This window comes from Limnochordia bacterium, from assembly GCA_023230925.1.
Classification (GTDB): domain Bacteria; phylum Bacillota; class Limnochordia; order DUMW01; family DUMW01; genus JALNWK01.
Genome location: JALNWK010000029.1, coordinates 19,091 through 34,210, shown reverse-complemented (window position 1 = coordinate 34,210; position 15,120 = coordinate 19,091). Strand labels below are relative to the sequence as shown.

Here is a 15,120-nt window from a genome sequence, read left to right as displayed (position 1 = left end):
TCTTGCGTATCTCAAAACCACGTTGCAGTCTTTTCTCGTGGTCGCTTCAACGCGCTCCAAAACGAGCAATCTAGGATAACTTTCCAGGCCCCGTGTGTCCTAATCCCTCAAATTCACATTAATTACCGGGATACTGCCATCATCTCCCATTTACTTTGACGGTATACCCCATCTGGAGCAGTCAACAAACTGGAAAATACCTTCTGTTTCGGAGGCTTGCCTGATTCGGGTTCAATTCGTATAACATACTAATGCGAGGTTTGAACCAGTTCGACCGTTGTTTTTAGCTATGATCTTTTCCTGGCCAACCTTGTGCAGGTGTCTTGTACGTACTCACACTCGCCTGCAATTTATCATTAGTGGGAACAGGGTTCAACACGGCAACGTACACAACTAAACATTGTATGTAACATAATTACCTTTGGAATAAGGACTACTGGCAAAAGCAACGTTCAGACCAACTACTTTGTTCCATGCTTGGGCTTGTCTGCATCAGTGGTGGAGAATTGAAAGGGACTTAGCATTTGTCCGCGCCAAGATGGGATAAACGTTTGTCTCCACTATCTTGAGAATAGATGTATGTACCGCCACAATCCAACCTGAAACACCACTACTAATACTTGTTTCGTACGATTAAACTGTTACTTCGCTGACCGTGTGAATAATGTTCAAGAGAGAGGTTGCCCCCTGTCGGTAATACAGCCATGGTATGACGTGGGTTATTCTGCTCGGGTTGCGTTCTAGAGAATAGTGCGATTATTGACGATGTGGCGAGTGGTTTGACGTAAGAACGGGTCTTACCTAGCAGACATGATGGACCCAGGACTCAATAGGCCAATTATGGCTTTGTGAAGTCTCGGTGCTTAACCAATGGGACTTTCCTTTTTGCCACTATGTGCTTTCCCGTGGGGTGTTGGTATTCCCCATCGGGCTTTGGTTCCACAGTCAGGTTTGGGAATATGAGCGATACTAGGATTGTTAGAAGCTCCGTCTTGTAAGCGAGGACAAGGACGAAACAGTCTTGTTTTGTTATGTTCAGGCAAAGGCTTTCTGCGACCCTGTTCGATGATAGAAGTGATAGGAAAGAGTAGGAAAGTGCCGCAATATCGGGCAAGTAACGCAGGAGCCTATGTTTTTGAGTATTGCTTTCTAGAATAACCTTTGCTAAACTAAAGGTAACAATGTTACATACAATTGCGGTGTGCATCTGCTACCGCGACTGGTTTTGTCGAACTTTATTTCCCGTGCAAAGATGGGCTATGGCGTCGGGAAAGCGGAATATTATATGCTTGGACGACCGGAGATGATTCTAGATGGCCGTGGAGAACCAAAGTAAGGACGTAACCTCAAAACCGTTGTACTCTCAAATCGAAGATGCTCTTAGAAGGCAAATCGAATATGGCGACTTGAAGGTAGGTTGTCAGATACCAACAGAACTCGAGCTTATGGAGATGTTCGAGGTGAGTCGGACAACGGTGCGCACAGCCATCGCCAATCTAGTCAATGATGGCTTGCTTTGTCGAGCCCAAGGGCGGGGAACGTTCGTGGTCGATACCAAGCAAACTACGAATGAATCCTTTCGTGAACGCTGTTCTCAGGAAAACATGACCGTCGGTGTAGTGATTGCTGGTCTTTCTGGCTATCAGCCTAGTACGGTGATCCGTGGGATTGAAGCGGCGTTTCGTGTGGATGATTTCAATCTTATGCTTCTCAGTTCGAATATTGATCCTGACATTGAGAAGGAGAATCTAGAAAGATTATTGCGTGCGAACGTTCGAGGGATTATCATCTGGCCGTCAGGTCGCCGAGAAGATGCCGTCAGACGTATTGTCGAGACAAGTAAGATTGTTCCCGTGTTGTTAATTGATTGTTTCTTCCGCGGCATCGATTTACCCTATGTGGTATCTGATAACTACGGTGGTGCGTATGAGGCCGTTGAGCATCTTATTTCCGATGGCTTTCGACGGATCGGGTTTGTGAGCACCACATCGCCCAACGAGCCCGAGATAGTCAGTTCCATTTGCGATCGATATCGGGGATATGTTATGGCCTTAGAGAACAACGGTATAGAGGTCGATGAGAGGCTACTATTCGCGCACTGGCGTTATTCGCAAGGGAAGAGCAGTTTCCCCGAGTATGTGAAGCGGAATCATGTAGATGCGGCCCTTATAGAGAATGATAATGTCTTGGTTCAAGTTGTGAAGGTATGCCAGGAGACAGGTATCAATATTCCAGGCGACTTGAAGATAGTCGGTTTTGATGATTCCCAGGTTCTATCCAACTTGGGTTTTCCGGTGTCTAGTGTGCGGCAACGTTGGTACGATATGGGACTTACTGCGGGACGGATGATGATTAAAATGATCTATGGCGAGCTTGATGCACTTGACCGACAAATTGTCTTACCGACCAAGCTGGTGATCCGGGACTAGTTGTGCAAAAGATGTCCTCTAGACCTGATGTGTACATGGTTTACATAACTACAGAAAGGTGGACATGGACCAGGTTAATTCAGAACAACCGAGGTAAACGCTAAACTGAGAGAAGTCGAATAATCCGGGTTTTGTAAGGTAGGCAGAGAGTATCATACTTCGATACTTAATTCTGGATAAAGATGAAGGTGGGAGACCTATCCGCCGAGCAGATGCCTGTGGCTACTGAGCCCGGTCGACCATGCGATCAAAGTGTACAAGGATGATCTCATTGTGAGAGAGTTCCGAGTCATATGAGGTGAAGTCACTTTATGTAGGATGTGAGGAACCCGGATGTGTTTGGCGGCGAACCCCACGATTACCCGGTTCCCCATCAAGAATGGGAAACAGCGCTTCTGAATTAGGACCAGTTCAGTGGTGAGAGATTCGTATAGGCAGTTGGGCTAGATTAATTGAGGCGCTGATGGCCCAATGCAATTACCGCTATCATGCTCTTTGGAGGTGATAACTACGTTATAGACGAAATTCGCGACGAAGTTGATGAGACTGCAGCTTTGGGGGACCATCTGCCTCCCATTTTATCGAAGACAACGGATGCTTTCCACGGCTTCTTCCGGAATGACCGTGCGTTTAAGGAGAATTGCCCAACAGATCAACGGCAAGAGGATCTGCGATTCGATCAAGAGGGAGGTCTCTTCCAGAGTAAAGAACTATCAAAAGTTGAACTTGATCTTATTGGTTTGTACGATGTGTATCACGGTTGTTGTATCGTAGTTGGTCCTGTTACGTTGGCCGGCGAGCAAGTCGTATTCTATGATGATTTCAGTGGATATAACACTGAAGGGGAACTCGAACGAGTGTGGTGTCTGTTTAACGATAACAGAGGACTACAACTAATCAAGGAAGACTCCTGTACCGTCCGAATGACGCATTCAACGTAGGCTCAGCTGGGATTGCCGGTATTATCGATGAAGAAGGCAAGTTCTGGTTTTTTGCTGGGGTTGCCACAACCAACTTCCATCAGCCAGGGTTTGCCAATAACTATGCCTACCGGCTACATGGTGGTAACCCGGGTTGGACGTTGACGAACGCAGAGAGGACCGAAGGATGGCTTGGCTGAAGTTTGAATTCGATCAGGGTCGCATCACGATACAAACTGATGATGTTGTCGTATACGAAACAGATGATGCTCCTTTCGTATGGTCGGTGGCGTTGCCGTTAGTAGTCTATGGGCGGTCTATGGTGATCAGGTCATTGTTGATTTGGTGAAGGTAACACGATAATGGATGGACCTATGTATAGCAAGGGGAACACAAGATGAGGGGGTAAACCAGATGGCAAAAGATGTTTATAGCACAAAGCGTTACTTGGCTATCGTGTTGATTGTGTCGAGTATGCTTGGGGCACCTGTGGTTGCGGGGAAAACGACGGTGGAGATTTGGACTCCGTACAATACTGGTGTTGCATGCGATGCATTTGTTGCTTTGGTAAATGAGTTTAATGAAACTCATCCGGACATCTATGTGGAGCACTTGGGTATAGCAGGCTTTAAGGCCGACAAATATGTGGTTGGTGTGATTAGCGGCGTACTTCCCAATATTGGATGGACAGCGCCTTCCTGGATTCTCGACCTATATGACACGAAACTGATGGTACCTGTGGATGAGCTGGCTGAGCGGGATGGACTTGATGTCTCTTCCTACTGGCCCTGGGCGTGGCGCAAGAGACTACGCGGTCATCAATGGGGAATGCCCTTTGTTATCGGTTCCGATGCCTTGATCTACAACAGTGATATGTTTGCTTCATCCGCTTTAGCACCTCCGGCCTGGGACTGGACCTGGGATGACTTCCTATCGATTGCTAAGAAGCTGACTATTCCCGATCAGACTTACGGGTTCCAACGCCCGGGTGCGAATTATCAAGTGGTTCAATGGCTCTGGCGCAATGGTGCTAACCTAGTTGCCGAAGACGGTACCAAGGCTACTTTCTCGGACAGCAAGGCGATCGAGGCACTGCAATGGTATGCAGATCTAGGGCTTGTACACAATGTGGTGGGTGGAAACTTTAATGGGGGTACGGCAGGCATGTTTGTGGCTCACTCTGGCTGGTACAATGGGAACAGTCAGTACTGGTCATTCAACGGGGCGACTACGACAACACCGATCCCGGAAGGCGGAGTAAGGGCATGTACATCCTACTACAAGGAGATGGTCCTATTCCGTTCGACACCGGAAGAAGAAGAGGCCTCGTGGACATTCCTCAAGTGGCTGATGGAGCCCGAGCGGATTGCCGAATGGTATGTAGCCACCGGGAATCTGCCAGTTAGTCGGGACATTTTGCTAACTGATACGTACCAAGCCCATCTACAGGACAACCCGTGGTTAGATCCCTTTATTTATGAGTTGGATTATGTAAGGGACCAAATCGACGATAACATTCTGAGCCTTTTTAGCGAAGTAATCCAGGAGGTGTTTCCCGGAAAAACGACGGCCCAAAGTGCGATGGAGGGCATGCAGCTTACAGCACAGGGTAAGCTCGACGAGAGGAAAGAATGACGAAATACTCAATGCTTACGTGTCCTGTAGCTGTTAGCTGTGATGGACTTCAGTCCCCACAGCTTGTACCACAGAACGGGGATATTGCAGACGGAGATACAGATTGGTGTTATATCTTACGGGTTCTCGCATAGGAGTGCCATGGAAGACGATAATAAAACATGACGTGCGGAGGTACGATTAGTTATGAATGGTAAGCTTAGTCAATTTCTGGACGAACATGTTGCCAGTGAAAACGAACTGGAGCAGCGTTTCCGTTACCAGGTTGCATTTGTGAGTGGAATTGCCGAGAAAATGCCGGAGTACCGAGGGCAAATTGAGTCAGCACAACATAAAGCTTCTTCCGCCTTAGAGACTGGGGCTCCCCTGGCGCAAGTATTAGAACAGTTTGAGAGGGACCTAGAATCGCTGCAGTCTGTATGCAAATCTTATGTTGTTCATTATGTGGGTCATGCCCACATCGACATGAATTGGCAATGGGACTGGGCTGAGACAGTGCACCAGAGCTACAAAACCTTTAGAACTGTTTTACGTTTGATGGATGAGTTTCCTGAGTTAACTTTTTCTCAAAGTCAAGCCGTCGTTTACTGGTTGACTGAGAAATATGCACCGGAGATTTTCGAGCAGATTAAAGCCAAAGTGAAAGAAGGACGGTGGGAGATCACCGCTAATACCTGGGTGGAGGGTGATCGGAACCTAAGCTCGGGAGAGGCCCTGGTGCGGCATATTCTGTACTCAAAACAATATATCAAAGATAAGTTTGGCATCGATTACGACGATATTAAAATTGATTGGGAGCCAGACACCTTTGGCCATGCCGCCACAGTGCCTGATTTACTGAACAAGGCGGGGATTAAGTATTATTACTTCTGTCGTTGCAGTGTAGGCCATCCACTATTCTGGTGGGAAGGGCCGAAAGGTGCACGTGTATTAGCTTCGAATAAACAATGGTACAATCACAGTATTTCCCCGGAGGATGCGCTTGAGGTATTGCCCTTTGAGGAACGAACTGGCCTGCGGGACCACTTGGTGGTATACGGAGTAGGTGATCATGGGGGAGGTCCAACTCGTAGGGATATCTTGACCGCGCTGAGGATGCAGCAGTGGCTCTTGTTCCCCACGATCAAGTTTAGCACCTGTCGGGAATTCTTTGACAAAGCTGCAGCCAACGGTGAAGCGATCCCGGTCTACCGTGGGGAGTTAAACTATGTCTTTCCAGGCTGCTATACTTCTCAGAGCAATGTGAAGTATGCAAACCGTAAAGGTGAGAACCTCTGTGGGGAATGTGAGACCTATGCGGTGCTTGGCAATAAGTTGTGTGATCTACCGTATCCTCATGATCAACTAACGCATGCATGGCGCCATGTATTGTTTAATCAGTTCCATGATATTCTGCCAGGTTCCGGTGTACCAGCCACCTATCATTATGCACAGGGTCTATTTCAGGAAACCCGGGCGCAAGCAACGATGGCGGCCATGAGAGCGAAGGACGCCATGATGGCTGCGATCGATACCACAGGAGAGGGCACACCCTTGATCGTCTGGAACCCCTCATTCTGGGCCCGTACCGATAATGTAACCACTACTTTGTGGGATATTCCTCGAAACACCCCGAAGCTGCGGTTAATCGATGCCATCACCGGTGCGGAGGTTCCGGTGGACATCGTTGAACGGGGAAATGCCTGGGGGGTAGATTACCTTGGAATTACCTTTACGGCAAGCGATGTACCAGCAGCCGGATGGCGGGTGTACCATTACCAACCTAAGACCGAGAAGCCCGTACCCTTCGCACCAATAATCCATGAGTTGAAGGAGAAGAGCGCCAGACCAGTTTTGGAAAACAGGTTCTTCCGGGTGGAGTTATCCAAGGACAATGGGGGGCTTATCAGCCTTTACGATAAAAGCGCACAACTAGAACTGGCGGATCCTGATCATCCCTTAGGCGTCTTAGAATATTACCGTGAAGCTCCTCACGGCATGTCTTCTTGGACAATAGGGTCATTATTGGAGCGAGTGCCTCTTGCCGGTGGTACACTACAGAAGCTAGATTGGTGTAGTAAGCCCACCTATTTATGGCAAACCAGTTACCAGGATAGCGAAATATCCGTAAAGGTGAGTCTACCCCTTGATGTTCCGCGCATTGACTTTGAACTGAATGTCGATTGGCGACAATATGGGTCTCCAAAGGTGGGGGTTCCCGGACTTAATGTTGTTTTCCCCGTCAACCTGACTAAGGCCCTAAGTACTAGGGAGATTCCCTTTGGCCATATCGAAAATCCCGATGTTTCTCATGACCTACCGGCGCTGAAATGGTTCAACGTTTCTGGCCAAAGCGCAGAGCGTGATTACAGCTTGGCTCTGCTTAATGACTGCAAGTATGGGCATAACTTTACAGATGGCAAGCTACGTCTGAACTTGCTGCGTAGTAGCTATGACCCGGATCCGGTGACCGAACAAGGACAGCATACCGTAAGATTCTCTTTGTATCCTTACGCCGGTGAATTTGACCCAGCCAAAGTGACACGTATGGCCTTTGACTTTAACATGCCACTCACGGCCGATCAGGCTCCAACCCAGTGTGGCGACTTAGCGAAAAGCTTTACGCTGCTATCCGTAGGTCCGGAAAACGTGATGGTCAGTGGGTTCAAGCAGGCGGAGAATGGAAAAGGTGTGGTCTTAAGATTATATGAAACTGCCAACCAAGAGGTCGATGCTTTGATCCGGTGTGGTTTCTCTTTCAAACGAGCATATCTTTGCGATTTATACGAGAGGCCACTGAAGGAATTAGCTACAGATGGTGATGCGATTAGACTTCAGTTACAAGCGGGCGAACTCGCTAGTTTGTATATCGAATAACGGAAGGATGTGGTGGCTTTGGCCACCACATCCTGCAAATATCCGAGTGGTTTGAAGGTGCTACCAGATCCAATGAGAGAAAACAGATAAAGCATTAGGGATCTGCAAATACGCGTGAAAAGGGGGAATACCAGCACCGGAAGGCGTGCTGCATGATATGAAACGTTCAGAGCTAAACAAGTTTATTGCCAATGCCATATCATTTATGGATCAACACAGCTTTAAGCTACCGCCATTTGCTTTTTGGAGTAGGGAAGAGTGGGAAAGCAAAGGTCACGAGTATGATGAAATTCGGGATAATATGCTCGGGTGGGATGTAACCGACTTTGGCAGTGGTGACTTTGTTAAGATCGGTCTTCTTCTATTCACCCTGAGGAATGGTAATCAGCAAATGCCCAAATATACTAAGCCGTACGCGGAGAAGATCATGATTGTCGAAGAAGGGCAGATCACTCCATTTCACTTTCATCGGTTAAAAATGGAGGACATCATCAACCGCGGCGGTGGCAACTTGCTGGTTCAGCTGTATAATTCCGACGAAAACGAAGCTTTGGCTGATACTCCGGTATCAGTTTTTCAGGACGGAAGAAACTACAAAGCACCAGCAGGGACAATTATCCGACTGACGCCCGGCGAAAGTATTACTCTCATGCCCTATGTTTATCATCAATTCTGGGGCGAAGAGAACACAGGCAAGGTACTGCTCGGTGAAGTGTCCCAGGTAAACGATGATCGAATTGACAACCGTTTCTTAGAGCAGGTGGGACGGTTTCCAACCGTTGAGGAGGATGAACCAGCTCAGTACCTTCTTGTCGGTGAGTATCCACCGGCACAATCCGATTAAAGGGGTGGGCAGTGCCCTATCTTTATGGACATAAAGGTGCTTTTTTACACAGACGATTTGACCCAGGTCGGAGGGGTTAAGTACTTTCGCCTTGTGGCGGGTCGGAAGCCGGTCACGACTTAGAACAGGCACAGGTTTGTCTTTGATGTTCTGCTGAGGGGGGAATGGATATTAGTCCCGCGAACCGGGGTTACTCTTAGCATGACGTTCCTTTACAGAACGCACCGTCCCGACACACCACAAGCCCCAGGACCTGGGTTGGCTACGCAGTTTCCACGGCGGACTATTGACGACCTGTAAACATGGTGGGCTCTTCATCCCTGTTCCGTGGGTGCAAGGTCTTAAACCGGCCAACTGTCTCGTAGAGGCCCGGGTTGAAAGAAGCGGCCCCAAGTGTTGGGAACCCAGGCAGGCGTGCCACGATGATCTAGAGACCAATGTATTAAGTCTGCCAGGTACACAATGGATTACGGAATGATTAGTCGAGTGTAATCAGGTATAACTAGGGGGAGTGTAGGATGCCATTAGTTGACTTAAAGACAGTATTAAGACATGCTCAGGACCATGCATATGCTGTTGGTTCCTTTAATATTACGGGGCTAGACATGATTGAACCCATCCTCGATGCGGCTATGGAATTGGGCTCACCTGTGATCTTGAGTATTGCTGAGGTTCATCTACCGTATGTGGATTTGGAGGAGGCATGTTTTACGGCGGCGGCCAAAGCAGCCAAAGCGCCTGTTCCGGTGGTACTTCATCTTGACCATGGTCTAAGCTTCACCACGATTATGCGGGCAATCCGATTTGGTTGCACGTCGGTCATGTTCGATGGCTCGACTCTTCCCTATGAGGAAAATCTGCGCCAAACCCAGGAGATCGTCAAAATTGCGCACGCGGCTGGGGTTAGCGTTGAGGCGGAACTAGGCCACGTAGGTGGTGGAGAAGGCACCGATGAGGCTTCAACCGCCGATCCATCACTATTTACTGATCCCTGCCAAGCACAGGATTATGTTAGTAGAACGGGGATCGATGCCCTGGCGCCAGCTTTTGGGACGGTGCATGGGTTCTACCGGGGTGAGCCTCAACTTGACTTTAAGAGACTGGAAACAATCCGAGATTTGGTGGGAGTACCGTTAGTGATGCATGGAGGTTCTGGAATCAGTGACCAGGACTACAGACAAGCGATTGCTAAAGGGATCTGCAAGGTGAACGTGTTTACCAATTTTTCGGTGGCTGGAGTACAGGCAGCTTCCAAAGGACTGGGAGCGGGAAGGATCACGCAGCTTCCCGAGCTATTTGGTACAGTAAAAAAAGCGGTTTATGAGACTGTCGCCGACAAGATGAGGGTCTTTGGTTCAGTAAGTCAAGCAGCAAAAGGCTAGTGATCTTGGATCCAGGGTTAATAAGAGAGACTCTTAGGTATCAGAGTTTTGCTGGCTAGCAGCCAAGTTAGGTCGCGTCAGGTTAGGCCTAGCAAAGGCACATTGGTAGGATACCAGTATCGATGCCCTAGGATCTACTGCTGTTATGGATATACCCAATGGTTAAATAAGGATTCCCGCAAACCAAGCCAATACTTAACAGTAAGGCACAGGGATTTCGAATTAACCATATGCAGGCTGATGCAAGAACGTTGATGTATATGTTAGTCCTGTTGACGGTAGATTCAGATGTCAGGATAGTAGAGGTTTTAGAGCCGGTATTACGTTACCGTTGTATATCTAGGTGCGATGGATATATATGTAGTCGACAGAAAGGAGGGAGCGCACCTCCTCCTCGGACTTCAGTCCGAGGTTCTGTGTGCGACTGTTGTGAGTAAGTATGAAGTAGTAGTAGCCGGGCACTTATGTGCCGATTTAATACCATTCTTTTCTCAAGAGGGTACTGCTTCCCTATGCGAGATGGTACAACCCGGTAAGCTTAATCAAGTCGGGCCATTACAGATTAGCACGGGGGGTGTGGTGTCCAACACCGGGGTTGCCTTAATCAAACTTGGCGCCGAAACTAAATTAATGGGGAAAGTCGGTCAGGATCAGCTAGGCATGGCGATTATTGATCATCTTCGACACTATTCCACCGATGTGGAGAGTATGGTCCAGGCAGGGGAAAACACCTCTTACACGATTGTGCTCTCACCAGCGAGTACAGATCGGGTGTTTTTTCATTATCCTGGATGTAATGCCACCTTTACCCTAGATGATATTGACGAAACGATCGTAGCAGACGCCCGCCTAATGCATTTCGGATATCCAACCTTGATGCAGGCTATGTATGAGGATCAAGGACGTGGGTTTATCCGCTTGTTACAAGCCGTGAAGGAACACAAAGTCACCATTTCCCTAGATTTGGCCATGCCTGCCCCAGATAGTGCGGCCTTGCAGGAGGACTGGACCTTGATCTTGGCGCAAGCGTTGCCGTACGTGGACGTCTTTCTGCCCAGTTTCGAAGAATCGTTGCTTCTCCTTCAGCCAGGGAAATATCGTCGCTATTTATCGTTGAGTACTGCGGAGAAGGAGAAGATGATCAAAACCTTGGCTTGTGAGTTAGCCGATCAGTTTGTTCAGTTTGGTGCTAGTATTGTTGGTATTAAGTGTGGTGTCTTGGGGTACCATGTGCAGACTAATCCGGTCATAGACGCAACAAAGATTGGGAAAGGGGCTCCTAGGGATCCAGCCAGTTGGTCCAATCGAAAGCTTTGGTGTGCAAGTTACAAGGCAGACAAGTTTGTCTCGGCCACTGGGGCTGGCGATTGCTCAATTGCAGGGTTCCTAAAAGGCCTGTTATCTGGATGCAACTTGGAGCAAACTGTCAATGCTGCTTGTGCTGTTGGCGCCCAAAACGTTCGGGCCCTCGATGCAACTAGTGGGGTCGGCACTTGGTCGGAGACCCTGGAAATGATAAATGAGGAACGACAGCGTTTTTCTATACGGCTAGGTGAAGCATGGGTCTATGATCCCCAAGGGAAAGTATGGGTAACTGACTGAGTGGCTTGTTAGATGGGAGTTCTTCGGTAGATAATGGCCGGGAGCATAAGTGTTAAGACTCTCTTTCCAATATGCTAAGGCGATCCTGTGTTGAGGGATTATATAGATCGGGTGGAAGTGAGCCTAGGGTGCTAGGGAGTACGAGAGAGAAAAATAGACTATTACGAGAAAGGCGTTGGGTAAAATGAATGACTGGCCAGTCGGGAATTGTCTGGTTCTACTGGTATTGGTTTTCCTAGTTTTTGCGCAGACTGTTGTTGCTGGAAATTGTCCTCCGGAACCGCCGAGTGATTTACTAGTTGACTTCCTGTCCGAACCATTGGGGATCGAAAGTGCTAACCCGCAGTTTTCATGGGTGGTTAATGATGCGGATGCTAACGAGAGACAGACGGCTTACCAAATACTCGTTGCTACGAGCGAGACACTTCTTGACGAAGACAAGGGTGATGTTTGGGATTCGGGCAAAGTCGCCTCATCGGCATCAAGCAATGTTGTTTATGGAGGCAAGGAACTTGCTCCCCGCAGTGCTTACTACTGGAAGGTGAGAACGTGGGACAAGGATGAAGAGATGGGGCCTTACTCAAAGCCGCAGATGTTTGTCACAGCCATGAAAGATGAATGGCAGGGCATACCCATTTGGGCTGATGAATCAGACCCACGTGAAAGCCTAAAGAAGCACTGGTCCGACTATACCATTGAACTAGAGTTTATGATTGTGGAAAACGCAGCGGGTGTTTGGTTTAGGGCCCTCGATCAGAATAACAACTACATGTGGCAGGTAGGGAATTTGCACGGGAATCCCCCGGTACCCGGAGAACCTATACTTAAGACACATGTGTGCACAAACGGCAAGTATGAAGTACTGAAGGAGATTCCACTTGAAGGTATCATTCCTATTGAGCAATTCAAGAATACTTTCCATCGAATGAAGATCGAAGTGCAGCAAGATGAGATCAGGACGTACATCAACGATCAGCTTGTGGATGTAACGGTGGACCAGACCCATGCCTTTGGATTGATTGGTTTTCGAAACGGCGGTACAGAGGAATCGCGAATCAAGAACCTTCATGTGTATAACGACTCCAAGACCCTTGCAAAGGAAGACTTCGCCGATCCGCAAGTCAACCGCTTTACCGGTGGTACAATTGGGGACGGCCAATTGGTCATGGGTAAGGGTGCAAGGGCCCTGTATAGGGCTGAGGAAACCAAACAAGAAAGCGAATTCGTCTTCTTGCGGAAGTCGTTCGACTTGCCGGATAGCCCAATCGACAAAGCCTTTGTCTACGTAACGGCCCAATCGCCCGAAGAGGCGAAACAATATGTCTATCGTTTATATGTTAATGGTTCCTTTGTGGGCGTTGGTCCCGTGCGGGATTATCGTGGTCTTAATCGGTATAACGTTTTTGAGGTCACGGATCTTCTAAACTCTGGTCGTGAAAACGTGATTGCTTCTTTGAACTATGCCAAGAAGGATAAGCGGTTTCTCTGCCAAATGGAAATCCTCTACACTGATGGAACGAGGCAAACCATTTGTTCTGATGGATCCTGGAGGGTACTTGAAGGAAGTGATATCTTCTTGAACGCTGGTAACATCGGTGGTACATACGATGCGAGGCGTGAATACATTGATGCTCGGGAGTATCCTTTTGGGTGGAACAACGTCGGATTTAATGATACTACTTGGGATCTTGCCTGTGCACGCGCGATGATTCCTGGTCTGGTAGCTTCTAGTACCAGAAACATCCGGATGGAGACCATAGAACCCGTCCAGGTCGTGAAAAAAGGAGACAATCACTATTTTGTAGACTTCGGTAAAGCGGTGATTGGTGGTTTGCAGCTCACCGTTGAAGGTGTGGCGGGACAGAATGTAGAAATTCGGCTCGGCGAAGAACTCACCGCCCCGCATACGGTGATGTACCAACTACGGACTGGGAATATGTATCAGGAGACGTGGACCCTGAAAGACGGTCCCCAGACCATTGAGCATTGGGGTATGAGGGTCTTTCGCTATGCAGAGGTAGTAAATGCCGCAGTGGAGACAGGAAGTATCAAGGCATTAGTTCTGAGCTATCCTTTTGATGAGGAAGCAGCCGAGTTTGAGTGCTCCAATAGTGTCTTAAACGACGTCTGGGATCTGTGCAAGTATAGCATTAAAGCTACGTCTCTCGATCTCTATGTCGATACCTTTACCCGAGAACGGCTTCCTTACGAAGGGGATGCCTACATCAACCAGTTATCTCACTATTGTGTTGATCGCGAATTTGCCTTGCCCCGGTATTCCATCGAATACTTGTACTATCGTCCCACCTGGCCGACGGAATACAAGCAGCTGTCAGTTCTAATGGCCTGGGAAGATTATATGTATACCGGGAACAAGGAGTCTTTGGAGCAAAACTACGCCGTTTTGACCACTAAACCGTTGGATTGGTGCATTAATGCCGATGGTTTAGTGGAGAAGCCAATCAAGGACGACTTAATCGATTGGCCCAATAGTCAGCGGGATGGATATGTGTTTACAGATGTAAATACCGTAATTAACTCGATCAACTACAAGGCACTTCGGGACATGGCAAGTATTGCCAGCGTGCTACAACAGCAAGATGATTATGCATATTACACCTCCTTAGCTGACACCTTACAGGATGCAATGAATGAACACCTGTATGATCCTGTCGTAGGAGCCTATCGTGATGGTAGGGGAGTGGACCATTGGGCCACGCACGCTAGCGCCTTTCCGTTAGCCTTTGGTGTTCCCACATCTCAGCAAGCACCGCGGGTGGCCCAGTATCTCGCTCAACGGGGAATGCGGGTCGGCGTGTACGGATCACAGTTTCTGTTACAGGCCTTGTACAACGGAGGCGAGGATCAGGCGGCACTAGATCTAATGTCGGCTAGGACAGGGAATAGCTGGGGTCATATGATTTATGATCTTGGTGCCACCATCGTGACCGAAGCTTGGGATCCGGCTCAGAAACCGAATATGAGCTTCTCCCATGCTTGGGCGTCGGCGCCAGCTAATACAATTGTTCGGGGGATGTTTGGCATCCTTCCCCTAGAGCCAGGATTCTCCGTATTCCAGATAAAACCCCAGTTGGGGGACCTGGAATGGGCCAAGCTCCAGGTGCCAACGATTAAGGGGACGATCAAGGTAGAAGTAGAAAGCACAAATAAGCTATTTGAAATGAAGGTAACTATTCCGACGAATACCGTGGCAACCGTGTTTGTACCGATGCAGAAGGGATCCATCCTGGAATATGATCAAATGGTGCTTGCTGCTGAAATTGCAGGCGGATATGCCATAATAGAGCGTGTGGGCTCAGGGATTCATACATTTACTGTCCGTAAGTAGTGACCATGACGGGTCTCGCGGTGTCTACATCGCGGGACCTATCGTCATCCATTGGCCATGGACATCATCTATCGGCGAAGTCGGCCCCATATCAGGACTAGGT

The 15,120-nt window shown here is 48.5% G+C and carries 9 protein-coding genes; all 9 read left to right on the top strand.

What is annotated here, in order from left to right; genetic code table 11:
- Window positions 1-1,313 precede the first annotated feature (1,313 nt).
- The 9 genes from M0Q40_08020 (at window position 1,314) to M0Q40_07980 (ending at window position 15,017) form a co-directional block, all read left to right on the top strand.
- On the top strand, window positions 1,314-2,429 hold the full coding sequence (locus M0Q40_08020) for a GntR family transcriptional regulator (protein MCK9222555.1): 1,116 nt from the start codon (window positions 1,314-1,316) through the stop codon (window positions 2,427-2,429).
- A 488-nt stretch (window positions 2,430-2,917) separates the two neighbouring features.
- Window positions 2,918-3,370, top strand: coding sequence for a hypothetical protein (locus tag M0Q40_08015; protein ID MCK9222554.1), 453 nt, complete (start codon window positions 2,918-2,920; stop codon window positions 3,368-3,370).
- 166 nt (window positions 3,371-3,536) lie between these two features.
- Window positions 3,537-3,698, top strand: coding sequence for a hypothetical protein (locus tag M0Q40_08010; GenBank protein ID MCK9222553.1), 162 nt, complete (start codon window positions 3,537-3,539; stop codon window positions 3,696-3,698).
- Between the two features lie 65 nt (window positions 3,699-3,763).
- On the top strand, window positions 3,764-4,984 hold the full coding sequence (locus M0Q40_08005; protein ID MCK9222552.1) for an extracellular solute-binding protein: 1,221 nt from the start codon (window positions 3,764-3,766) through the stop codon (window positions 4,982-4,984).
- Window positions 4,985-5,170: 186 nt separating this feature from the next.
- Window positions 5,171-7,840 (top strand): glycosyl hydrolase-related protein, encoded by a 2,670-nt coding sequence (locus tag M0Q40_08000; GenBank protein ID MCK9222551.1) that lies wholly within the window; start codon window positions 5,171-5,173, stop codon window positions 7,838-7,840.
- 157 nt (window positions 7,841-7,997) lie between these two features.
- Window positions 7,998-8,684, top strand: a complete 687-nt coding sequence (locus M0Q40_07995) for a D-lyxose/D-mannose family sugar isomerase (protein MCK9222550.1) — start codon at window positions 7,998-8,000, stop codon at window positions 8,682-8,684.
- Between the two features lie 518 nt (window positions 8,685-9,202).
- Window positions 9,203-10,066, top strand: coding sequence for a class II fructose-bisphosphate aldolase (locus M0Q40_07990; GenBank protein ID MCK9222549.1), 864 nt, complete (start codon window positions 9,203-9,205; stop codon window positions 10,064-10,066).
- 429 nt (window positions 10,067-10,495) lie between these two features.
- Entirely contained in the window at window positions 10,496-11,668 is a 1,173-nt protein-coding gene (locus M0Q40_07985; GenBank protein ID MCK9222548.1) for a PfkB family carbohydrate kinase, read from the top strand.
- A 184-nt stretch (window positions 11,669-11,852) separates the two neighbouring features.
- A complete protein-coding gene (locus M0Q40_07980) occupies window positions 11,853-15,017 on the top strand; it encodes a family 78 glycoside hydrolase catalytic domain (protein MCK9222547.1) in 3,165 nt (1,054 codons plus the stop codon).
- Window positions 15,018-15,120: the final 103 nt, after the last annotated feature.